The 21132-nt window shown below is 61.4% G+C and carries 24 protein-coding genes; 10 read left to right on the top strand and 14 right to left on the bottom strand.

Going from position 1 to position 21132, the window contains the following annotated elements:
- The first annotated feature begins 13 nt into the window (after positions 1 to 13).
- Both xseA and AC2YB9_RS04715 read left to right on the top strand, forming a co-directional pair.
- On the top strand, positions 14 to 1243 hold the full coding sequence (gene xseA / locus AC2YB9_RS04720; RefSeq protein ID WP_487267604.1) for an exodeoxyribonuclease VII large subunit: 1230 nt from the start codon (positions 14 to 16) through the stop codon (positions 1241 to 1243).
- Entirely contained in the window at positions 1240 to 1488 is a 249-nt protein-coding gene (locus AC2YB9_RS04715; RefSeq protein ID WP_487267603.1) for an exodeoxyribonuclease VII small subunit, read from the top strand. Before xseA ends, AC2YB9_RS04715 begins: the two co-directional genes overlap by 4 nt.
- Positions 1489 to 1519: 31 nt before the next feature.
- Here AC2YB9_RS04715 and AC2YB9_RS04710 read toward each other — a convergent pair whose 3' ends face one another.
- Both AC2YB9_RS04710 and AC2YB9_RS04705 read right to left on the bottom strand, forming a co-directional pair.
- Complete coding sequence (locus AC2YB9_RS04710) at positions 1520 to 2500, bottom strand: NAD(P)H-dependent flavin oxidoreductase (protein ID WP_487267602.1); 981 nt, start codon at positions 2498 to 2500, stop codon at positions 1520 to 1522.
- Between the two features lie 11 nt (positions 2501 to 2511).
- A complete protein-coding gene (locus tag AC2YB9_RS04705) occupies positions 2512 to 3081 on the bottom strand; it encodes a TetR/AcrR family transcriptional regulator (RefSeq protein WP_487267601.1) in 570 nt (189 codons plus the stop codon).
- Between the two features lie 56 nt (positions 3082 to 3137).
- On the opposite strand from AC2YB9_RS04705, the gene AC2YB9_RS04700 reads away from it, so the two are divergent.
- Positions 3138 to 4280: an acyl-CoA dehydrogenase family protein gene (locus AC2YB9_RS04700; protein WP_487267600.1), complete on the top strand. Its 1143-nt coding sequence runs from the start codon at positions 3138 to 3140 to the stop codon at positions 4278 to 4280.
- Positions 4281 to 4305: 25 nt separating this feature from the next.
- Positions 4306 to 5061 (top strand): SDR family NAD(P)-dependent oxidoreductase, encoded by a 756-nt coding sequence (locus tag AC2YB9_RS04695; protein ID WP_487267599.1) that lies wholly within the window; start codon positions 4306 to 4308, stop codon positions 5059 to 5061.
- A 116-nt stretch (positions 5062 to 5177) separates the two neighbouring features.
- Here the strand turns inward: AC2YB9_RS04695 and AC2YB9_RS04690 are convergent, their stop codons facing one another.
- The 3 genes from AC2YB9_RS04690 to AC2YB9_RS04680 form a co-directional block, all read right to left on the bottom strand.
- Positions 5178 to 5405 carry a DUF202 domain-containing protein gene (locus tag AC2YB9_RS04690; protein WP_487267598.1) on the bottom strand — a complete coding sequence of 76 codons (228 nt, stop codon included), beginning with the start codon at positions 5403 to 5405 and terminating at the stop codon, positions 5178 to 5180.
- Positions 5402 to 5770: a YidH family protein gene (locus tag AC2YB9_RS04685; protein ID WP_487267597.1), complete on the bottom strand. Its 369-nt coding sequence runs from the start codon at positions 5768 to 5770 to the stop codon at positions 5402 to 5404. Before AC2YB9_RS04685 ends, AC2YB9_RS04690 begins: the two co-directional genes overlap by 4 nt.
- Before the next feature lie 88 nt (positions 5771 to 5858).
- Entirely contained in the window at positions 5859 to 6380 is a 522-nt protein-coding gene (locus tag AC2YB9_RS04680) for a DUF4245 domain-containing protein (RefSeq protein ID WP_487267596.1), read from the bottom strand.
- 114 nt (positions 6381 to 6494) lie between these two features.
- Here AC2YB9_RS04680 and glpX point away from each other — a divergent pair, with 114 nt between their 5' ends.
- On the top strand, positions 6495 to 7502 hold the full coding sequence (gene glpX / locus AC2YB9_RS04675; RefSeq protein WP_487267595.1) for a class II fructose-bisphosphatase: 1008 nt from the start codon (positions 6495 to 6497) through the stop codon (positions 7500 to 7502).
- Positions 7503 to 7516: 14 nt separating this feature from the next.
- A complete protein-coding gene (locus tag AC2YB9_RS04670) occupies positions 7517 to 8410 on the top strand; it encodes an alpha/beta fold hydrolase (RefSeq protein WP_487267594.1) in 894 nt (297 codons plus the stop codon).
- A 2-nt stretch (positions 8411 to 8412) separates the two neighbouring features.
- Here AC2YB9_RS04670 and AC2YB9_RS04665 read toward each other — a convergent pair whose 3' ends face one another.
- Positions 8413 to 8835, bottom strand: a complete 423-nt coding sequence (locus tag AC2YB9_RS04665; RefSeq protein ID WP_487267593.1) for a DUF6314 family protein — start codon at positions 8833 to 8835, stop codon at positions 8413 to 8415.
- A 34-nt stretch (positions 8836 to 8869) separates the two neighbouring features.
- Here AC2YB9_RS04665 and AC2YB9_RS04660 point away from each other — a divergent pair, with 34 nt between their 5' ends.
- Positions 8870 to 9508, top strand: coding sequence for a spermine/spermidine synthase domain-containing protein (locus tag AC2YB9_RS04660; RefSeq protein WP_487267592.1), 639 nt, complete (start codon positions 8870 to 8872; stop codon positions 9506 to 9508).
- Positions 9509 to 9518: 10 nt separating this feature from the next.
- The gene (locus tag AC2YB9_RS04655) at positions 9519 to 10910 is read left to right on the top strand and encodes a class II fumarate hydratase (protein WP_487267591.1); all 1392 of its coding nucleotides are present in this window, start codon (positions 9519 to 9521) and stop codon (positions 10908 to 10910) included.
- Positions 10911 to 10945: 35 nt separating this feature from the next.
- On the opposite strand, the gene AC2YB9_RS04650 is transcribed toward AC2YB9_RS04655, so the two are convergent.
- The 8 genes from AC2YB9_RS04650 to AC2YB9_RS04615 form a co-directional block, all read right to left on the bottom strand.
- Positions 10946 to 12235, bottom strand: a complete 1290-nt coding sequence (locus tag AC2YB9_RS04650; protein ID WP_487267590.1) for a DUF2079 domain-containing protein — start codon at positions 12233 to 12235, stop codon at positions 10946 to 10948.
- 71 nt (positions 12236 to 12306) lie between these two features.
- Positions 12307 to 13482 carry an ABC transporter ATP-binding protein gene (locus AC2YB9_RS04645; RefSeq protein ID WP_487267589.1) on the bottom strand — a complete coding sequence of 392 codons (1176 nt, stop codon included), beginning with the start codon at positions 13480 to 13482 and terminating at the stop codon, positions 12307 to 12309.
- A complete protein-coding gene (locus tag AC2YB9_RS04640) occupies positions 13479 to 14459 on the bottom strand; it encodes a carbohydrate ABC transporter permease (protein ID WP_487267588.1) in 981 nt (326 codons plus the stop codon). Before AC2YB9_RS04640 ends, AC2YB9_RS04645 begins: the two co-directional genes overlap by 4 nt.
- Complete coding sequence (locus AC2YB9_RS04635) at positions 14456 to 15301, bottom strand: carbohydrate ABC transporter permease (RefSeq protein ID WP_487267587.1); 846 nt, start codon at positions 15299 to 15301, stop codon at positions 14456 to 14458. The genes AC2YB9_RS04640 and AC2YB9_RS04635 overlap by 4 nt, the downstream gene beginning before the upstream one ends.
- Positions 15298 to 16581: an extracellular solute-binding protein gene (locus AC2YB9_RS04630; RefSeq protein WP_487267586.1), complete on the bottom strand. Its 1284-nt coding sequence runs from the start codon at positions 16579 to 16581 to the stop codon at positions 15298 to 15300. The genes AC2YB9_RS04635 and AC2YB9_RS04630 overlap by 4 nt, the downstream gene beginning before the upstream one ends.
- A 35-nt stretch (positions 16582 to 16616) precedes the next feature.
- Positions 16617 to 17933 carry an RNA 5'-3' helicase PhoH2 gene (gene phoH2, locus AC2YB9_RS04625; protein WP_487267585.1) on the bottom strand — a complete coding sequence of 439 codons (1317 nt, stop codon included), beginning with the start codon at positions 17931 to 17933 and terminating at the stop codon, positions 16617 to 16619.
- A 183-nt stretch (positions 17934 to 18116) separates the two neighbouring features.
- Positions 18117 to 18569 carry a hypothetical protein gene (locus tag AC2YB9_RS04620; protein ID WP_487267584.1) on the bottom strand — a complete coding sequence of 151 codons (453 nt, stop codon included), beginning with the start codon at positions 18567 to 18569 and terminating at the stop codon, positions 18117 to 18119.
- Positions 18566 to 19327, bottom strand: coding sequence for an isoprenyl transferase (locus AC2YB9_RS04615; protein WP_487267583.1), 762 nt, complete (start codon positions 19325 to 19327; stop codon positions 18566 to 18568). Before AC2YB9_RS04615 ends, AC2YB9_RS04620 begins: the two co-directional genes overlap by 4 nt.
- A gap of 17 nt (positions 19328 to 19344) precedes the next feature.
- On the opposite strand from AC2YB9_RS04615, the gene trhA reads away from it, so the two are divergent.
- The gene (trhA, locus tag AC2YB9_RS04610) at positions 19345 to 20046 is read left to right on the top strand and encodes a PAQR family membrane homeostasis protein TrhA (RefSeq protein WP_487267582.1); all 702 of its coding nucleotides are present in this window, start codon (positions 19345 to 19347) and stop codon (positions 20044 to 20046) included.
- A 164-nt stretch (positions 20047 to 20210) separates the two neighbouring features.
- A complete protein-coding gene (locus AC2YB9_RS04605; protein ID WP_487267581.1) occupies positions 20211 to 21131 on the top strand; it encodes a hypothetical protein in 921 nt (306 codons plus the stop codon).
- Position 21132 lies beyond the last annotated feature (1 nt).

The following is a 21132-nucleotide window of genomic DNA, read 5'->3' as shown; positions in this document are numbered from 1 at the left end:
TTAGGTTGTCGGTATGGCTTTGGAGACCTCACCCGAATCCCCGGCACCACTGCGTCAAATTTCCCAGCTGGTTGGCGGCTACATCAACAAACTCGGCGCTATCTGGGTCGAGGGCGAGATCGCGCAGCTCAATCGACGCGCCGGCATCTGCTTTCTCACGGTGCGAGATCTCGAGGCGAAATTCTCGATGAACGTCAAGTGCCACCGCTCCGTGCTCGATGCGTCGCCGATTCCGATCGCCGAGGGCGCGCGCATCGTGTTCCATGCCAAACCCACGTTCTACGCCCCCAATGGCGCCTTCTCGCTCGATGCCCGCGAGATCCGTCCGGTCGGCGAGGGCGAACTACTCGCCCGGCTCGAGCGCCGGCGGCAACTGCTCGCCGCCGAGGGATTGTTCGATCCGGCCCTCAAAAAGAAGCTCCCGCTGCTCCCGCGCGCGATCGGCCTCATCACCGGGCGCGCATCTGCGGCCGAACGCGATGTTCTCGAAAATGCCCGACTGCGCTGGCCTGATGTTGACTTCCGCGTTCACTACGCATTGATGCAAGGCAATGATTCCGCCCTTGCCGTGATCGAGGGCGTACGAGTGCTTGACGCCGACCCTGACGTCGAGGTGATTGTGATCGCACGCGGTGGCGGTTCGGTCGAGGACTTGTTGCCCTTTTCCGATGAGGCCTTGATCCGTGCTGTTTATGCCTGCTCGACCCCGGTGGTCAGCGCGATCGGTCACGAGCCCGACACCCCGATCCTCGATTTGGTTGCCGATCTGCGCGCTTCGACACCAACTGATGCAGCCAAACGGATCGTTCCCGATGTCCGCGAGGAGCTCGCTGGCGTCGCTCAGTTCCGTGAGCGTGCCGCCATGGCAATACGTAGCCTGGTTGAGCGCGAATCACATGGCCTCGCCGCAATACGATCACGCCCTGTTCTGGCCAATCCGTCGACCTTGATCGACGTTCAAGCCGACCTGATCATCGATTCCCGCGAACGCGCGCGACGATCCCTACGCAACCGGCTCGAGCGTGCCCACGACGAGGTCGGGCACCACTTGGCGCGCGTGCGTGGATTGTCGCCGCTAGCCACGATGGCTCGCGGCTACAGCGTCGGGCAACTACCCGGCGGCGGCGTGCTGACATCAGTCGGCCAGCTCGCCCCCGACGTCCCCTTCACCGTGCGTCTGGCCGACGGACACATCGATGTCCGCACCCTGTCCGTACATCCCGATCAAGGAGAACCCTCGTGACCGAATCAGCAAAGCCCACAGCATCAGCAAAGACCACGGTGGACCTGCAGGACATGCCCTATGAGCAGGCTCGAGATGAGCTCATCCAGGTCGTCCAGAAGCTCGAGACGGGCGGCACGAGCCTCGAGGAATCTTTGACGCTGTGGGAGCGCGGCGAAGCGCTCGCAGCGATCTGCCAGCGTTGGCTCGATGGTGCTCGCGCCCGACTGGCCGAGGCATCGGCAACCCATACCCCGACCGAGTAGTCCCCGACCGAGTAGTTCCCGACCGGACGCTTCAGGCGTTACGCATCGCCGGGAGGCGTCGGTCAATGATGTCGGCGGCATCGCGAAGAATCGTGTTGATCACGTTCTCGCAACTGTCGATGTCGTGGATCAGACCCTGTGCCTGGCCAGCCCACCACATACCGTCTTCCATATTCCCCTTGTCGAGCACCTCGGAGCGACCACGCTGGCCGGAGGCAAGGTGCGCGATGTCTTCAAATTTTGCCCCTGGCCGACTGGAAATCTCCAGTAGTTCCTCGGAGATCGAGTTACGCACGACGCGGGCCGAATTGTGGAACTCCCGGAATACGATCAGCGTGTCTCGCTCGCTGTTGGCAACGATTTGTTCCTTGACGTTGCGGTGGATCGGGGCTTCGTCGGTTGCCATGAAGCGAGTGCCCATGTTGATGGCATCGGCACCGAGCGCCAACGCAGCAGCTAGGCCCGCGCCATCGGCGAGGCCACCGCTGGCGATGATCGGTATCGTAAGTTGCCGCGCAGCCGCCGGAATCAGCACGAGGCCGGGAACGTCATCCTCACCTGGGTGCCCGGCACATTCGAAGCCGTCAATGCTGATCGCGTCGACGCCTTTCTTTTGTGCCGACAATGCGTGCCGGACCGACGTCGCTTTGTGGATCACCTTGATGCCTGCTGCATGCAGCGACGGCAGATGCGGCGCCGGGTTGTTGCCCGCGGTCTCGACGATCTTGACGCCACCCTCGATGATCGCTTGACGGTATTCGTCGTATGGCACCGGATCGATCGTGGGCAAAATCGTGATGTTGACGCCGAATGGCTTGTCGGTCAGCTCGCGGGTTCGCACGATTTCCTTCGACAGTGCTTCGGGTGACGGCTGGGTCAGTGCAGTCAGGAAGCCCAATGCGCCGGCATTAGCCACTGCCGATATCAGTTCCGCCGTCCCCAGACCGGTCATACCGCCGCAGACGATCGGGTGTTCGATGCCAAATGTTTCGGTGAACGGAGTGCGGAACATGGTGATGCCTTTCAGGCAGATGGTGTGATCATCCCGGCCACGATCAGATCGGCCAAGGCTCGGTAGGCCGCGGAATCATCGAGCCCAGTCAAGGCCCCGATGTGTCCACGGTGGATGTATTCCATTGTCACGCCAGCGACCGCGCCGACAAACGCCGCGTTCAGCCGAAATGCTCCCATACCTTCGGTAACGAGTTCCCGCACACGTCCGGCAGCGATCTCGGTGTTACGACGGTAGATCTCCATCGCCGGAGCGAAGGTGTCTAAATCGGCGAAGAACGCCGCCGACGCAGGTTGGAGCTCGGCCGAGATCGCTTCCAGATAATTGCTGATTCGCTGCGCGGGAGATCCACCGTCGATCATTCGGGCTTCAACCCGTTCGGTTGCCCGGCGAAAGAATGCCCGGACCACGGTGGTCACGATTTGTTCCTTGCTCGGCGCGATCGTGTAGACGGTGGATTTGGAACAGCGCAGGTGGGCGGCCAACTGTTCGACGCGGAAGCGGCTGAAGCCGTCGGCCAAGAACAACTCGATCAATTCGTCGATGAGCACATCACGACGGGTTGTAGATTCGAGCTCCATGCTGAGCGACAGTACCAGAGACAACACTTCAGTACTGGGACTGGTACTGTGCAGATATGTCTGCAACACGCTTGATGCCGAGTCCAGAAGCTGACGATCTGATCGCGTTGACCCGCGATCTGGCCAACAAGGAGCTCGCGCCGATCGCGGCGAGTACCGAGCGCGCTGAGACATTCCCGCGCGAGGTATTCCGCACGCTCGGGCGGGCCGGACTGTTGTCATTGCCCTATCCCGAAGAATTCGGTGGTGGCGCTCAGCCATACGAGGTCTATCTACAGGTGCTCGAGGAAATCGGCGCAGTGTGGGCATCGGTCGGCGTGGGCGTGAGCGTGCACGGGTTGTCATGTTTCGGACTCGCGGAGTTCGGCTCACCGGACCAGCGCGAAAAATGGCTGCCAGACATGTTGTCGGGCGAGCTCCTCGGTGCCTATTGCTTGTCCGAGGCTCATGCTGGCTCAGACCCCGCGGCGATGCGAACCAAAGCCGTACGCGACGGCGATTCTTATGTGCTCAACGGCGCGAAGGCTTGGACCACACACGGCGGTCAAGCCGACTTCTACAAGGTCATGGCACGGACCTCTGATGATGGCGGCCGCGGCATCTCCTGCTTCTTGGTGCCGGCCGATGCGGACGGTCTAACTTCCGATCCTCCCGAAGGCAAGATGGGGTTGACCGGATCGCATACGACCACGATGCGCTTCGACAATGTCCGCATCGACGCCGATCGGTTGCTGGGCGCCGAAGGCCAGGGTATGTCGATTGCGCTCGCCGGTCTCGATTCGGGCCGGTTGGGCATTGCCGCGGTTGCTACCGGCCTGGCGCAAGGGGCCCTCGATCACGCGGTTGCCTATGCGAAGGAACGCACGTCGTTCGGCAAGAAAATCATCGACCATCAGGGGCTAGGCTTCCTGCTCGCCGATATGTCCGCGGCGGTCGAATCAGCGCGCGCCACCTATCTTGCGGCAGCGCGACTCCGCGACGCGGGCAAGCCATTCTCCCGACAGGCTTCGATCGCCAAACTGATCGCGACCGACAACGCCATGCAAGTCACCACGGACGCGGTTCAGGTGCTCGGTGGCGCCGGCTACACCCGTGACTTCCCGCTGGAACGCTTCATGCGCGAAGCCAAAGTCATGCAGATTTTTGAAGGCACCAACCAGATTCAACGTCTCGTCATCAGCCGCGATCTCGCGCGCTGATTCGTCAATTCCTAGGAGAAACCCGATGCAACTTGCCAATACCGCTGCCATCGTCACCGGCGGCGCCTCCGGACTCGGCGCGGCCACCGCTGCGGCACTGGCCGCCAAGGGCGCCTCAGTCTTCGCGCTCGACCTGCAGCCATCAATCGACAAGGCCGAAGCCATCGATGGCGTCACCTATCTTGCGACCGATGTCACCGACGAGACTCAGGTCCGCGCCGCCGTGGCACGTGCTGCCGAAGCCAATCCGCTGCGAACTGTCATCAATTGCGCAGGCATCGGCACGGCGATGCGGATTCTGAGCCGCAAGGGCGTCCACGATCTCGCCACGTTCGCGAAAGTCATTAACATCAACCTCGTCGGTACGTTCACGGTGCTTGCGATCGCGGCTGAGGCGATGGCAACAACCGAGGCCGATGACAACGGTCAACGCGGAGTCATAGTCAATACTGCCTCAATCGCCGCATATGACGGCCAGATTGGACAGGCGGCATATGCCTCATCCAAGGGCGGAATCGTCGCACTGACACTGCCAGCGGCACGCGACCTCGCCCAGCACGGCATCCGGGTCATGACGATCGCGCCGGGCATCGTTGAAACCCCCATGCTCGCAACAGTGTCCGAAGAATTCCGGGCCGGACTGGCCGCCGGTGTGCCCTTTCCACAGCGCCTTGCGCGGCCCGATGAGTACGCCCAGCTCGCACTTTCGATCATCGATCACGATTACCTCAACGGCGAAGTCATCCGCATGGATGGTGCGCTGCGGATGGCGCCACGCTGAGCTAGCCAGGCCGGCGGCGTCAGGCGTGCAGACTCAACGCGAGAACCACGAGACACAACGCACCGGCTGCCAGCGCCAACAACGCCGGCAAGGCCCCATCTCGCAGTACCTCGAATTCAGGACCGACCTGCGACGGAGCGCTCCATCGACTGCGTCGGAGGGTGACCGCGCCACAATGTGGTCAGCGCCGTCGCGCTGCTGATTACGATGGCAACGGGGACCGAATCGAGGAGCGCAATCCGGCAGATGATCAGCCCCAACACTAGGAGCGACAGTGAACTGCGCCGCCACGCCAGCATCGTCCGTTCTTGCTGAAGCCCCTGGGATGCGACTGGCTCGCTCACCCGCGGGCACCGATGATAATCATCACAATTGAGGCTGCGGCGATAATCGACACGATGAGAATTCCAACCGAGTTGGACGGCATCGGCCGACCGTGCCGCAAGGCGCGTTCGGCCGCTGTCCAGCCACGCCACGCATGAACCACGCACATCAGTCCGGCGGCGGCAAGCATCGTCGACGCGATGCGTTCAATCGTCGCCGACACATTGAGGTCTAGGGCGTGTACTCCTGCCGCGCCGGCCAGTAATGCCAAGGTCGTACGGATCCACGCAAGAAATGTGCGTTCGTTGGCGAGCGAGAGGCGCGGATCAGATTCGACACCACTCCCATAGACGCTCCGCGGCCAACGCCGTCCCGGCTGTGTCATACCAATACCGTAGCGATCCCGTTGTCACTTCAACACCGTGTCACTTCAACACCGTGTCACTTCAACACCGTGTCACTTCAACACCGTGTCACTTCGCGACGAGGGACGACGCATAGGACTTGATGATCGACAACGACGCCGTGCCGGTCACGATGATCGTGATGTCACCTTCCCTGCGTACGAGGGTGGTTTCGCCGCGCTCGCTGCGTCGCAGCTCCCATTCGTGGCCCGCGGCTGTGACCATTCCGGACTTCTTTGTGTCCGGCGCGAATTTCTCGATCGACCGCTGCCGGCCGAGTGAAGATTGCTCGAGCCCGATGTATTTGTCTTTGTCCGTCAGGACACCAAGATGCCATTGTCCCTTGACTCCGCTGTCGTATCGCACCGTTGTGGCCTTCCAACCCTTCGGCAGCGCTGCCGGGGCGAGCACTGGAAAGTCTGCAGCGCTACGAGCGGCGGTGGCAGCAGCGGCGTAGTCGACTGACTTAATCGAGTCATCGGGACGAATCTGAAACCAATAGCCGAGCCCCGCGAGCCCGAGGATCAGCGCACCGATCACGATGATCGAGCGCAACATGTCGGCCAGCGATGCATTCCGGTTGTCTGCCACGCCGACATTCTCGCCTACCGACCCAAGCGGGAATTGACCCGCCCGTGTTACGAAAGTATCGGTGAACTCCTAGGACATCGCCGGCCGGTCGTGGCGGCCCGATACTATGCGCACATGGAATCCCTCCGGCCAGCCGCCCAAGCGCCCGATCGCAATCTTGCCCTAGATCTCGTGCGCGTCACTGAAGCTGGAGCCATGGCCGCCGGCCGGTGGGTCGGCCGCGGCGATAAGAACGGTGCCGACGGCGTTGCGGTCCATGCGATGCGCTCCCTGATCAACACGATCCAGATGGATGGCATCGTCGTCATCGGCGAGGGCGAAAAGGACGAAGCGCCAATGCTGTTCAACGGCGAGCATGTCGGCGACGGCACGGGCCCCGAATGTGATGTCGCGGTCGATCCGATCGACGGCACGACGCTGGCCGCCAAGGGCCTGCCCAATGCTGTTTCGGTCATGGCAGTTGCCCCACGCGGCACAATGTATGACCCGTCTGCCGTGTTCTACATGGAAAAGTTGATCGCCGGTCGCGAAGCTGCCGACGTGGTCGACATTCGCCTCCCGATCGCGCAGAACATCGCGCTCGTGGCCAAGGCCAAAGGCATTTCTAACAGCGAGGTCACGGTATGCGTGCTTGACCGTCCACGCCATCAACAACTCGTCGACGACATCCGGGCCGCCGGAGCACGAATCAAATTCATCATCGACGGCGATGTGGCCGGGGGCATCACCGCGGCACGTCCCGACACCGGAGTCGATCTGTTGGCCGGCATCGGCGGCACCCCCGAAGGCATCATCACGGCCTGTGCGATCAAGGCAATCGGTGGAACGATCCAGACCAAGCTGTGGCCGATCGACGATGCCGAACGGCAGCGCGCACTTGATGCCGGTCACGACCTCGACCGCGTCCTCTACACCGATGATCTGGTCACGGGCGATGACTGCTTCTTTGTCGCGACGGGCATCACGGACGGCGAACTCATGCAGGGCGTCCGTTATGGCGCGGGCAAGGCCTACACCGACTCGATCGTGATGCGTTCACGCAGTGGAACGATTCGCAAGATCACCAGCGAGCATCAGCTCGGCAAGCTGCGTGCTTATTCCTCGGTCGACTACGACCACTGAGCCTGGGGAAATTCATGTCTGAAGAGATGACAACACTGCCGTCAGGCATCGAGATCTGTTACGAAACGTTCGGCGATCCTGATCATCCCGCGATCCTGCTTGTCATGGGCCTTGGCGGACCGATGGGCTGGTGGGATTCAGAATTTTGCACGCAGCTGAGTAGTCGGGGCTACTTGGTCGTTCGGTTTGATAATCGAGACACCGGTAGGTCGACCAAGCTGCGCAAGCACCGGGTCAGCAACAAAGCCATCATCACGGCCTTTTTCGGGCGCGGCCGCGCGCCCTACGGGATTTCTGATCTCGCCGACGACGCCTTCGGACTGCTCGATCACCTCGGCATCGAGCGCGCCCACATCGCGGGAATGTCGATGGGCGGGATGATCATCCAGACTATGGCACTCACCCACCCGGACCGGGTGATGTCACTCACCTCGATCATGTCCTCGACCGGCAACCGCAAGGTCGGCTGGCAACATCCGCGCGTCATCCCGGCGATGCTCAGATCCGCCGGCCGCACCCGTGAGTCATACGTCAAGTCCGCACTCGAGACTGGGAAGCTGATCGGCTCGCCCGCCTTCCCCAGCGATGAGCAGCGCGAGCGGGCCCGCGCCATCGAGACGTACGACCGAGGGTGGAGCGCCACCGGCGTCGGCAGACAGATGCTAGCGGTCCTCTCCCAGCCCGATCGCACCCGTGACCTGATGACGCTCGACATTCCCGCGACGGTCATCCACGGATTACGTGATCGACTGGTCAATCCGTCCGGCGGGCGGGCAACCGCCAATGCGCTTCGCGGCTCCGAATTGATCGAAATTAATGGCATGGGACATGACCTACCGGCCCAACTCCATACGACCTTCATCGATGCGATCGTCCGCACCGCTGAGCGTGCCACCGATCGGGTCTGAGCTCACAGCCGTGTCATCTCGCTCGTCATCGAATAGTCCTTTGCGGGGCCGGACACCGTCCAAACCACGCACCAACGGCCACGCTCCAGCGCGCTAAGATCCACCCGCCCGCGATAGAGGTCAGCCGCACATGGATGGTCAACATCGTCCCCAGGCCGCCAGGGATGGAATGGCTTGCCGTCCTCGAACGTGACCTGCCAATCGTCACCGTCTCGAATCAGGTACGAGGTGCGCTGCACCGGCGCGGTTGTGGTGCCGCGGTGGAGCGTGCCTGCGTCGAACCAGCGAATGCGATCATCGCGCTCAAGGGTCAGTTCAGTCGTGCCAATGACACGAAGGTCCTGACCGGCATACCGATCCTGAATCATCCGATCGAGTGACCAACAGCCCAACAGCGTTCGCGGGTCAGCGGCGGGGATGAGCATAAATCGAGACTAGCTCCTCCGATATTGTCGAGTCATGCCTGCGACCGATCACGTCGTCCTGCGCCGACGAACCGACGGCGCTACCGAACTACGGGTCAATGGCGTCTTCGTGATGGATGACGTCGAGACCTCATCCGAGCGAGCACTCGCCGCTTCGGCCCGCACCGCTGGCGCACGGCAGGTCCTGGTCGGCGGCCTCGGCCTCGGCTTCACCGTGCGCGCGTTACTGGCTGATCCCCACATCGAGCGCGTTATCGTCGCGGAGCTCCACAGCGAGATCGTCGAGTGGATGCGCGCCGGGACGATCTCCGGAGCCGATCTGCTTGCCGATCCGCGGGTCGATCTGCACATCGGCGATGTGCAAGAAGTCACCGCCGACCTCGACATCGGTGGGCTGGACGCGATCCTGCTCGACGTCGACAACGGACCGGATTTCCTCGTGCATGACAGCAATGCGGCGGTGTATGAGTCCCCCTTCATCGAAACGTGCGCCGCACGGTTGGGCCCGGCTGGATTCGTGGCGCTGTGGTCGCAGGAAGACTCAGTGCCGCTGCGGGCAACCTTGAGCGAGCATTTCGAACACGTAGATGCCGAGCAGTTCCCCGTCACGCTGCAGGAGCGAGACGAGTTCTACTGGCTACTCCGCGGCGCGCAGCCAAAGTCGCCCCGATAGTCTCAGCCTTATGGCTGACATTGAATATCGCATCGAACACGACACCATGGGCGAGGTCAAGGTCCCCGCGAACGCGCTCTGGCGGGCCCAGACCCAGCGAGCCGTCGAGAACTTCCCGATCTCCGGCACTCCCCTCGAATCCGCTCAGATCAAAGCGCTGGCGCAGATCAAGGCGGCCTGCGCCAAAGCCAACCTTGAACTCGGCATTCTCGAGCAGCCGATGGCCGACGCCATCGTTGCTGCTGCAGCAGAGGTCGAGACCGGCAAACACGACGGCGAGTTCCCGATCGACGTCTTCCAGACCGGCTCGGGCACGTCATCGAATATGAACACCAACGAGGTCATTGCAACCCTCGCCACAAATATTCTCGGCAGCGAGGTCCATCCCAATGACCACGTCAACGCCTCGCAGTCCTCAAATGATGTCTTCCCCACGTCGATCCACGTCGCAGCGACGGACTCCGCAGTTAATCACCTGATGCCGGCACTCGATCACCTTGCAACCTCGTTTGAGGGCAAGGCGAAGGAATTCGCCACCGTCGTCAAGTCCGGTCGGACCCACTTGATGGATGCCACCCCGGTCACGCTCGGCCAGGAGTTCGGCGGTTATGCCGCTCAGGTTCGTCGCGGGATCGAACGCATCGAGGCCTCGCTCCCCCGCACTGCCGAGGTTCCGCTTGGCGGCACCGCCGTCGGAACCGGGATCAACACGCCGATCGGCTTCCCGCAGCGCGTCATCGCGCTCCTTGCCGAGGGCACCGGCTTGCCGCTCACCGAGGCGCTCAATCACTTCGAGGCCCAGGGCGCGCGCGATGGTCTGGTCGAGATGTCCGGTCAGCTCCGTACGATCGCGGTCAGCCTCACCAAAATTTGCAACGATCTTCGCTGGATGGGTTCGGGACCACGTACGGGTCTCGGCGAGATCCACCTGCCTGATCTCCAGCCCGGTTCGAGCATCATGCCCGGCAAGGTCAACCCAGTTCTGCCCGAGGCAACCCTGATGGTGTGTGCTCAGGTCATTGGCAATGACGCGACGATCGCGGCATCGGGCGCGGCTGGCTCCTTCGAGTTGAACGTGATGCTGCCCGTTATCGGTCGCAATCTGCTCGAATCGATGCGGCTGCTGGCCAATTCGTCGCGGGTACTCGCCGATCACTGTGTCGATGGCATCATCGCCGATGTCGAGCATTGTCTCGAACTCGCCGAATCGTCACCCTCGGTCGTCACGCCGCTCAACCGCTACATCGGCTATGAGAATGCTTCGACGATCGCCAAGAAGGCGGTCAAGGAGAAGAAGACCATCCGCCAGGTTGTCATCGAGCTCGGCTATGTCGAACGCGGCGAGATCAGCGAAGCCGATCTCGACAAGGCGCTCGACGTCATGTCAATGACCCATCCCTGAACGTCTGGCCCCATACTGAGAGTCAGGGAAGCGGCTCAGTTCGGCACGCGGGTTGCCAGCTGAAAGCCAAACTCGCTGAAGACAAGCTGCCAGGTCCCGCCGTGGGTTGTTTCGGCATAAGCCACGGCGTTTTTCGGTGACCCGATGGCGCCAAGCGTGTTGAACAGAACATAGTCGGGATTGGCAGGGACGCCAGTGGCGTCGATACTGCCAATCCAATAGACGCGGTGATCGGCGACGAGATGCGTCATGAAACGGAGGTCGGTTTCGACCGAAGCGCCCGCAGGCACCATGGCGATCGCCTCGCGCGCGGCAGCATTGTGCAGGCCCGACGACCAAGATGTCTTAGCCAGCGCTGAGAGTGGCGAATGCAACTGCATAGCCGCGGCGAATGCCAGCGCCACGGCCGCGCCCTTCGGCGCATAACCACGAAGCCATTCACACCGCCATTCCTTGCGCATCACATCAATTAGTGCGATGAAGACAATCGGCATCAGAATGAGGGAATAGTGCCACTCGGTTCCCCAATAGGCTGGCTTGTCGGCGGCGAAGCGGATCGCGAATGTCGGTATGGCGACTAGCGACCACGGCGACCACAGCGCCAACATGCCGGTGATGGCAAAGGTCAGAACCACCGTCAACGTCTTGCGCAGCGGCGCATCAAGGAGAACCGTCAGAAAACCGCGCTGCCCGCCGAAACTCGAGCTGTACTGCCATTCACCAGTTGGGCTGAAATGTGGAATGACCACCAGGATCACTAGCACCATTGTGGCCAAGCCGATCGCCCCGAGCACGATCCCACGCCGCCGCTCGCCGTGCAGAAACAACACCACAGCGATCGCCGCGACAGTCAGTCCCATGTCTTCTTTAACGAGGAGCAGCGGCAATGACCACAACACCACTCGACGCCAATCCCGCTGCAGATAAGCACCGCCGGCCATTGCAACAATCGGTGCCGCGAAGGCCATCTCGTGGAAGTCCGCGTTGACCGCAGACTGGATACCAAATGACAATCCGTATGCGATTGCGAGCGCGAGCGCATTTGCCGTGCTGAGATGCCGCCGTGCAATCGCCGTGACAATAGCGACCGAGATACCGATCAAGACTGTCTGCGCCAGGAGAACCGTCTGCGCTGAAGGGAAAATTCGGTAGAACGGAGCGATCGTCGCCAAAATGGGTGAGAAGTGATCACCGAGCTGATTGAAGCCCGGGCCCTTGACATCCACGATTGGCGCCCCGAAGTGCGCATAGCCCTTGATCCCCTGCTCGAAGATCGCGTTGTCCCACGATGGGATAATGAATCGGCGGTATCGCGCCAAGGTCAATGTTGAATACAGCGCGGTGAAAATTGCGCCCAGAAGCAGCGGCCAACCAAACCTACTCTGGAACCGTCCGATCAGGATTGACTCGGAAGCGTCAGGTTCTCACCGGTCGCCGGATCGAACACATGGATTCGCTGTGAGTCGACAGCAACCTTCAAAAACATCCCGACAGCTAATTCGCGTTCGGCCGCGACCTCGGCCAACAAGAACGTTTGGAACAGGTCATACTCCAGGTGATTCTCGACCTCTTCGAGCACGATTTCGGTTTCGTCGTCGATCTCGAAACCCAGATACGCGTACTGGGAGCGACCGCGCCACTCAACCTCGTCGATCTTGGCTGAGAACACGATCTTGCCCTGCAACTGATCCGCGCTGAGCGTTGAGGCATCCAGGCAATCTTCGGGTCGAATACCGACCATGAGAAGTTCTCGTCCGGCCGCCCGGAGCATCATCTCTTCGCCGAACGGCAGCGTGACGAAAGGTAGTTGCAAAACCGAATCATGCGCCGTCGCGGGGATCAGATTGATCGGTGGATCGCCCAAGAAAGCAGCTACAAAAAGATCGCTGGGCCGCTCATACAGATCACGGGGTGCGCCGATCTGATGCACAAACCCCTGGTGCATGACCGCGACCTGATCGCCCAGCGACAAAGCTTCCGCAATATCTGCGGTGACAAAGATCGAGGTGCGCCCGAGGCTGCGTTGCCATTGGCCAACAGCCGATCGAACCTGACTGCGTCGCCGAGCATCCAGTGCCGAGAGCGCATCGTCGAACAAATAAACCGACGCATCACGCACGAGCACTCGCGCCAATGCCACAAGTTGCCGGTCTGCGGTCGAGAGCCGCCGCGGCTTCAAGTCCAGTTTGTCGGCGAGCCCGAGCATGGTGGCGACATCGTCGATCCGTTGGGACAGGACAGCGCGGTCGTTTCCCTTGCGGAGGGATGCGGAGAACGCGATGTTCTCGAACACGTCCAGATGCGGATAGATCTCGAAATCCTGAAAGACCATCGCCACATCACGGTCGCGCGACCCGACCAGGTTAATCAACGCCCCGTCCATCAAGATCTCGCCATCATCGGGATAGTCCAATCCGACGATCATGCGTAGCAACTCGCTCGTGCCCGCCCCGGGGGTGCCAACGATCGCCAATGACGTGCCATCAGGCACCGTCAATGAGATCCCATCAAGTGGTCGGCGCTGGTTCTTGCCACCGTCCTTGGTCACATTGTGAAGTTCGATCGTGGTCATCTGTTGGGCCTTCCCAGTAGCCAGACGATCGTGCGCTGGAACACGAGGATGAAAAGGAGTGTGGGCAGGAACCACAGCAGCCCCGCAGCGGCTATTGCTGTCGATGAATCGACCGCGGTGTGATCCAGAACGGCAAGCGTGGCCGGGAACGGCATCGATGTGTCAGTCGTGCTGAGTGCCAAACCAAGAACAAGATCGTTGCAGGCGACAAAAAATACGATTAGGGTCGCTGCAATTATGCCCGGACCGAACATCCGAACGTCGACCTTGCGGGCTAACTGCCAACGAGTTGCACCATCGGCACGCGCCGCGTCCCGAAGGCTCCAGCGAGTCTGCGCGAACAGTGACACGAACAGCCAGAGCGACAACGGAATGGTGATCGCTAGATAGCCCACGATCAACATCCGTTTGCTGTCGAAAAGCCCAAATGCGAATGCCTGATCAGCCAGCGGACCGGCCAAAACAAACACTGGTAGGAACAGCGCGCCCAGGACCATGCCATAGGCGAGACGCTTGCCACGAAAGCTGAAACGCACGAGCGCATATGCCGCCGCCGCCGAAATAACGACCGCGATCAAGGTCGATGCGCCAGCGATGATGACCGAATTGACGACACCGTGACGAAGCTGCGAGGAGTCGAATGCGTCGCGCAGCGCGGCCATGCTCGGTTCCTGCGGCCACAACGTACGCGGAGCACTTCCTGCCGGTGCAAGTGCCAAGGACACCAACCAGAAAAACGGTACGAGCGTGAACCCGATCAACAGTTCGAAACCAACGACCGTCCACATTGAGAACGCGGACGGCGAGTCAGCAAAGACAACACCGATCCCGGCGGTGATCATGAAGATTGCTGCGGCGATCAACCACAGCCACTGATCGGGCTTAGCAACCATCAGAAGGCCATAATTGGCGACCGCGAAACCGAGCACAAATGCGACACCGGAGGCCATCAACCGGGACTGCACAGACGGGTTCATACCGCCCTCCTGACACGGAGAATCCGGACGAGAGCAATCCCAAGAAGCATGCTGATAAGGAAGAAAACCACCGACATGGTCGCGCCGAGGCCGAACTCGAAGCGCGACAACGAGGTCTCGAAGAGCCAAGTCTGCGGCGGATTAATACCGGCACCCAGGCCGCCGGCCACATACGGGGTGTCAAACATCCGCAACGCGTCGAGGGCTCGATAGGCAACCGCGATCGCGACCGCTGGCGCAACCGCTGGCAGTACGATCCGGGTAAATCGCTGGCGCGCGGTTGCACCGTCGGCAACGGCGGACGTCATCAGGCTCGGGCTGATCCGCAGCATTCCAACCAGCAGAATCACCGCGACAATGCCGGTCCCACGCCACACTTCGGCCAAATAGATCGTCAACAGCGCGCCGCGCTCACCGAACTCATCGAGTCGAAACCAATTGGCCAAATAGCCCGAATCAAGTGCGGTTTGCCACGTCGATGCCGAGAGGAACACCATCAGCGCAAATGGCAACAACAGTAGAATGCGGCCAATCGGCGCCAACCGCGTCAAATGGCTGACGACCGCGGCAAACACGAAGCCCAGCAACAGCTGAGCCGTAACGACCAATACAACGACGGCGAATGTCCACCCGACGGACTGCCACCAGCCGGCATTGGTCAGCACATTGGCGTAGTTGTCCACGCCAACAAAGCGGTGAGCACTCGGATTAATGAACGGATCGTTGAAAAGCGAGACATATACGGCCCGACCGAGCGGCCAACCCGCGGCCAGCAACAGAAACCCCATGGCCGGAACGACATAGCCGGTGAGTTTGAACCGTGTCACCGTGATCGTGCTCATGGCAATTCACCCGCAAGCGCTGCCCGTACGGCACGCTGCGATTCGCGTGGCGTCGTCGACGCGTTGACCTGATCGATTGGGCTCCAGGCGGACTGGAGTCCATAACGAACCAGCGACCAATAGGGGGTTTGTGGCGCGGCCGCGCCAGCCTCGACTGACGGCCGTACAACCGATGCCATCGGGAACGAATCGGTGACTCCGGCCACGTCGTAGGTCGTACTACGAGCAGGGTTGTGGCCGGCGCTGGTCATCAACGCCGCCATCGACGTCTCCGACGTCAGACAACTGATGGCTTGGTAGGACAAGTCTGTGTGCGAAGCGTAGAGCGGAACGGCGAGATTGATGCCGGCCAACGGGGGGATCGCCGGCTGATCGGAGTCGACCACCGGATACGTCGTCCAGCGCATGTCCGTCGCGATCGATGCCAATGCCGGATCGGACAACACCGAACTTGGAGCGATCAAGAATCCACCGGTCGAGCCGGCGAAACGGGCCGCAGCCCGGTCCGAGGGTCCGATGCCGTTGGACGAATCTGCGTAGAACTGCAGCGCCGATGCTGCCGCGGTCCCGGCCGCACTGGCAAGTCCGACCTGCGCCTTGCGTCCACGCCCGGTCACGATCTCACCACCGGCATCAGCCACCAACGCTGACACCAAACCAGGGATCCCGTGCCCATTGAAGTCGTCAACCTCGATGCTGACCCCGAGCCGTGCGGCACCCTCGATGAGTTTCTCCCAGAGCACCGGTTTGCTCATGTCGATCCCGGCGCGCTCGGCAACCGCGCTCCGGTACCAGAGCAGTTGCGGATCGAACCACCACGGCGCGGCGACGAGTGCGCCGTCATACGAGGCTGCCGCTAGCGCTTTGGGGAAAATATCGGCAGCGAATTCGGCCTTCTTGTCGTCGGGAATCGGCGCCAGCAGTTGGGCGGCGGAGAACTCCGCGGTGAACATGTCGTCGAGCCCGATTAGATCGATCGACGGGTCTTTGGCAGCCAGTCGGCGGACCAGTAAAGCGTGCCGGTCATCCGCGTCAGCAGGTAGCGTGTGGAGCTTCAAGGAATATGCCCCGTCGGACGCACTCGAGCAACCCTTTGCGAGGGTTGCAGCGTCAACCCGGCTGGGCGGCAAATACCAGTTCAGTACTACCGCACCGGATGCGGTCTTAACCGTCGTGGCGGCTGGCGTACAAGCACCCAGCAATGCCAGAGCGAGGGCAGCACATACCGCCGTCACCCTGATCCGAAGCGCGTTTGTTGGCAGCACTGTCACCTGCGACACTTTGCCACACCATAGGGTCTGATGAGGTCACATGGTCACAACGTGACGTCCTCCAGCAGTTCGGTGACCAGCGCAGCGACCGGTGAACGCTCCGAACGAGTGAGCGTGATGTGCGCGAACAGCGGATGGCCCTTGAGCTTCTCAACAACCGCAACCACACCGTCGTAACGGCCGACTCGCAGGTTGTCGCGTTGCGCGACATCGTGGGTCAGCACGACCTTGGAGTTGGCGCCGATGCGTGACAGGACGGTCAGCAGAACATTGCGTTCGAGTGACTGCGCTTCGTCGACGATCACGAACGAGTCGTGCAGCGACCGTCCACGTATGTGAGTCAGCGGCAATACCTCGAGCATCCCGCGGTCGAGAATCTCATCGATCACTTCGCTGGAGGCCACCGCGCCGAGCGTGTCGTAGACCGCCTGACCCCAAGGGCCCATCTTCTCCGACTCGCTGCCGGGGAGGTAGCCGAGCTCTTGGCCGCCAACCGCATACAACGGCCGGAACACGATGACCTTCTTGTGCAGTCCCCGCTCCATCACTGCCTCGAGCCCCGCGCACATCGCGAGCGCGGATTTGCCGGTGCCGGCGCGCCCGCCCATCGACACGATTCCGATGTCAGGATCGAGGAGTAGGTCAAGGGCAATCCGCTGCTCAGCCGAACGGCCGTGGATGCCGAACGCTTCCCGGTCACCACGCACGAGCTGGACGTGCTTATCGGGGGTCACCCGGCCAAGCCCGCTCCCCTTGTCCGAGACGAGCACCAGCCCGGTATGACACGGAAGTTCGCGGGCTTCGGGCAGGTCGATCGTGCCGTGGGAGTAGAGGTCGTCCAGATCGAGGCTGTCGAGCTCAAGCTCGCGCATACCAGTCCAGCCGGACTCGATTGCGAGTTCTGCGCGGTACTCCTCGGCCGTCAACCCCACCGACGACGCCTTGACTCGCATCGGTAGGTCCTTCGACACGAGCGTGACGTCGTTGCCCTCGTTAGCGAGATTTTTGGCCACGGCGAGAATGCGCGCATCGTTGTCGCCGCTACGGTAACCAGCAGGTAGAACGGCTAGATCGATGTGGTTGAGCTCGACTCGAAGCGACCCGCCCTCCACGCCGATCGGCAATGGCGCATCGAGTTTGCCATGGAGAATCCGCAGATCGTCCAGGAAGCGCAATGCCGAGCGAGCAAAGTAGCCAAGTTCGGGGTGATGCCGCTTGCGCTCGAGTTCGGTGATCACGACCACTGGGATGACTACCTCGTGTTCGTGAAAACGCGAGAATGCGCCCGGATCGGCCAGCAGGACGCTGGTATCAACGACGTAGGTGCGGCGCCCGGGAATGGTGCTCTTGTCAACAGCCATGACTGTCTCCTCGCGAGCCCACGCGCGCCCTGCGCCGGCCCTATCTAATGAGTAGGACCGAACCTCGAAACTCAGGGGCAAGCATCATTGACACGTCTTGAACGTACGACTGAAGTTGCCCAAAAGTGTGGCGACACGCTCATACGTGAGATTCGGTCCGGCGAATTGTGGCTGCACCTTGATTTATAGGTGTGCGAGTACGAGTCCGACCGGAATGCTGACCAACATGATTCCGACCACGACCCGGAATATTGGCAGCAGCCACGGCACCGGGCTCCGCGACTTGTGGACGACGATCAACTCTTCGATCAGGACCAGCGCCAGCAGGACGCCACCGAAATCCACCATGATTTCTGTGTCAAGCAGCGTTCCCGCAAGAACGGCAGCATTGGCAAGATTCCAGCCAATGAAAACCGCTGGCACCGCCCAGCGGCGAGTGGAGTTGTTGGGCAGGCCCGTAGCAGCACCAAGCACAATCTGACCGACTCCGCAGACCAGCACCAGGTAAGCCGTTGCCCATGCGGTGTGTTCGGTTGAGACGTTGGCGGTGGCAGCAGCCAATATCCCGCCAGCGATCACGCAGGCGGTGCCAGCGATTGCGAAGGGGAGGCCCGGCCACCGGCGATCGACGGTCAATGCCCGAACCGGCGATCGCGTGCGGCGTATGAGCGCATGGCCCGCAAGAAATCAACGCGCCGGAAGGCGGGCCATAATGCGTCGCAGAAATAGAATTCTGAGTGCACGCTCTGCCACAGCAGGAAGCCGGACAGCCGCTGCTCGCCCGACGTGCGGATCACCAGGTCGGGATCAGGTTGACCCTTCGTGTAGAGGTGGTCGGCGATGTCGTCGACCTCAAGTGTTTCGGCCACTGATTTAAGCGTTCGGCCTTTGGCGGCCTCGTCGAGCAGCAACGCCCGCATCGCATCGGTGAGCTCTTGTCGACCGCCATAGCCAACACATACGTTGACGCGCATGCCATGGATGTCGTCGGTCTGTGCGACCGCGGACTTCATCCGCGCTGCCGATTCAGCCGGCAGCATGTCGAGATTGCCGATAAGGGTCAGCCGCCAGATTCGATCAGCGGCGAGTTGGGTGATGAGGTTTTCGATGGCCGCAAGCAGTCCGGCAAGTTCATGGGCTGGCCGTTGCAGATTGTCGGTCGACAAAACCCAGAGCGTCACAATGTCAACATCGAGTTCCTTGCACCACTGAAGGAACTCGCCGATCTTGTCCGCGCCGGCCTGATAGCCGTTGTCGACCCCGGTCCCGGCGCCCTTGGCCCAGCGACGATTGCCGTCGACAATCGCCCCGACGTGCTTGGGTAGCCGCGTCGGGTCAAGTCGGCGTTGCAGACGTCGCTCGTAGGCTCCGTAAATGAGGTCGCGTGGTGCCATACCGCTAATCTAGTCGTATGGACGACCTTAAATCAGACGGCATTGCCCAAGAAGTCGGCGAACGTTTTAAGGGAAGGGTCGACGAGATCAAGCCGAGGCTTCGCGGTTGGCTGCATGCGGCCACGTGGCCATTGGCTTTCTTCGGCTTTTTGGTCATGCTGGTTGTCGCCGATGATGTCAAGGTACGTGCCGGTGTAGCGGTGTTCATGGTCAGCGCACTACTGCTGTTCGGCGTCAGCGCGGCCTATCACACTGGCAAGTGGGGCCCTACCGCCAAGGCGCGTTGGAAGCGCTTCGACCATGCCAACATCTTCGTACTCATCGCCGGCTCCTACACGCCATTCGCGCTACTGTTGCTGAACAAGAAGAATGCGTGGATTCTGCTATGCCTCGTCTGGGGCGGCGCCATTCTCGGGTTGATCTTCCGTGTGTTCTGGGTCGGCGCGCCACGCTGGTTGTACGTCCCGATCTACATCGCTCTGGGGTGGGCGGCAATCTTCTGGATTGACGACTTCGAGCGAGTGGGTGGCACCGCGGTGCTGACCATGATCGCTGTCGGCGGCGGCCTCTACACGATCGGCGCTCTCGTCTACGGTTTCAAATGGCCCGATCCGTGGCCACACTGGTTTGGCTTCCACGAGGTGTTCCACAGCTTCACGATCGCCGCTTTCATCGTCCACTACATCGGCGTCTCCCTGATCGCCTACCGAAACTACTGACCGAGTTTTGTGCGATTTGTGCCCATTCATTTCAAGCAAATGGTCGGGAATCGAACAAATCTTGGGTTTGGGGGCCTTCGGCCCGGCCTGTGGATTGTCGATTTTGTCCACAGGTTGAGTTTTGAGTCTGGTGGTGATGGCCGGGTGTGTGGCGTCGTGGTGGGATGACAACTCCAATACCTACCGAACTTTTAACTCGTCCATTTCACCTGCGCGAAGCACTGGCACTCGGATTATCGGTCAAGATACTTAGCGGCGCGCGTTTCAACAAGACTTTCCCGCTGGTGTACTCCTACAAAGGCCTCGTTCTCACCCCGCCGCTGCGCGCGTATGCAGCAGTCCTCTCACTCGGTGACCGCGTCGCCGCGAGCCATGAGTCAGGTCTTGCCGTCTGGGGCGTCGACATCGGTACTCGCGGGAGCGTCCATGTATCGACCCACAAGCCTTCGCCGACTCGTATCAAAGGCATCACGGTGCACCGAAACTATCTGCTCGGCCCCGTCCACCTGATCGACGGCTGCCGCGTCCTGTCAGCGGAGCGCTGCTTGGTCGATGCGGCCACCCACCGATCGATTCTCGATCTTGTTGCCGCCGGCGACTGGCTGATCCGCGACGGCCATATGACGCGCGATTCGTTCCTGATCTTTGTCACCGAGACCCACTTTGACGGAGTGGTCCGCGCACGGCGCGTCGCCGAGTTGCTCGACGTACGCTCCGAATCACCGCGCGAATCGCACGTCCGCGTGATTCTTGAACTCGCCGGACTCCCCCGGCCCGTATGCAATCGCACGTACGGAGATCAGTTCGAGCCATTCGCACGGCCCGACATGTCCTATCCCAACTGGAAGGTCGCGGTGGAGTATGACGGCCGCCAACATGGCCTGAGCCTGGCCCAACGCACCCACGATGTCTGGCGACGCGAGCGCATGGAGCTTCTGGGGTGGCGGTTCGTCGTCATCACCGCAGCGGATCTCAAACACCCGCGGGACATCGTCAATCGCGTACATGCCGCCCTCGTCGACCACGGCTACTGCGGTCCGCGTCCGACCTTCCCCGCCGAGTGGCACGAAGCTCTGGCGGCGTGAG

This window comes from Aeromicrobium changchenzhani (genome assembly GCF_057586615.1).
This window is presented reverse-complemented; position numbering and strand designations above follow the sequence as displayed.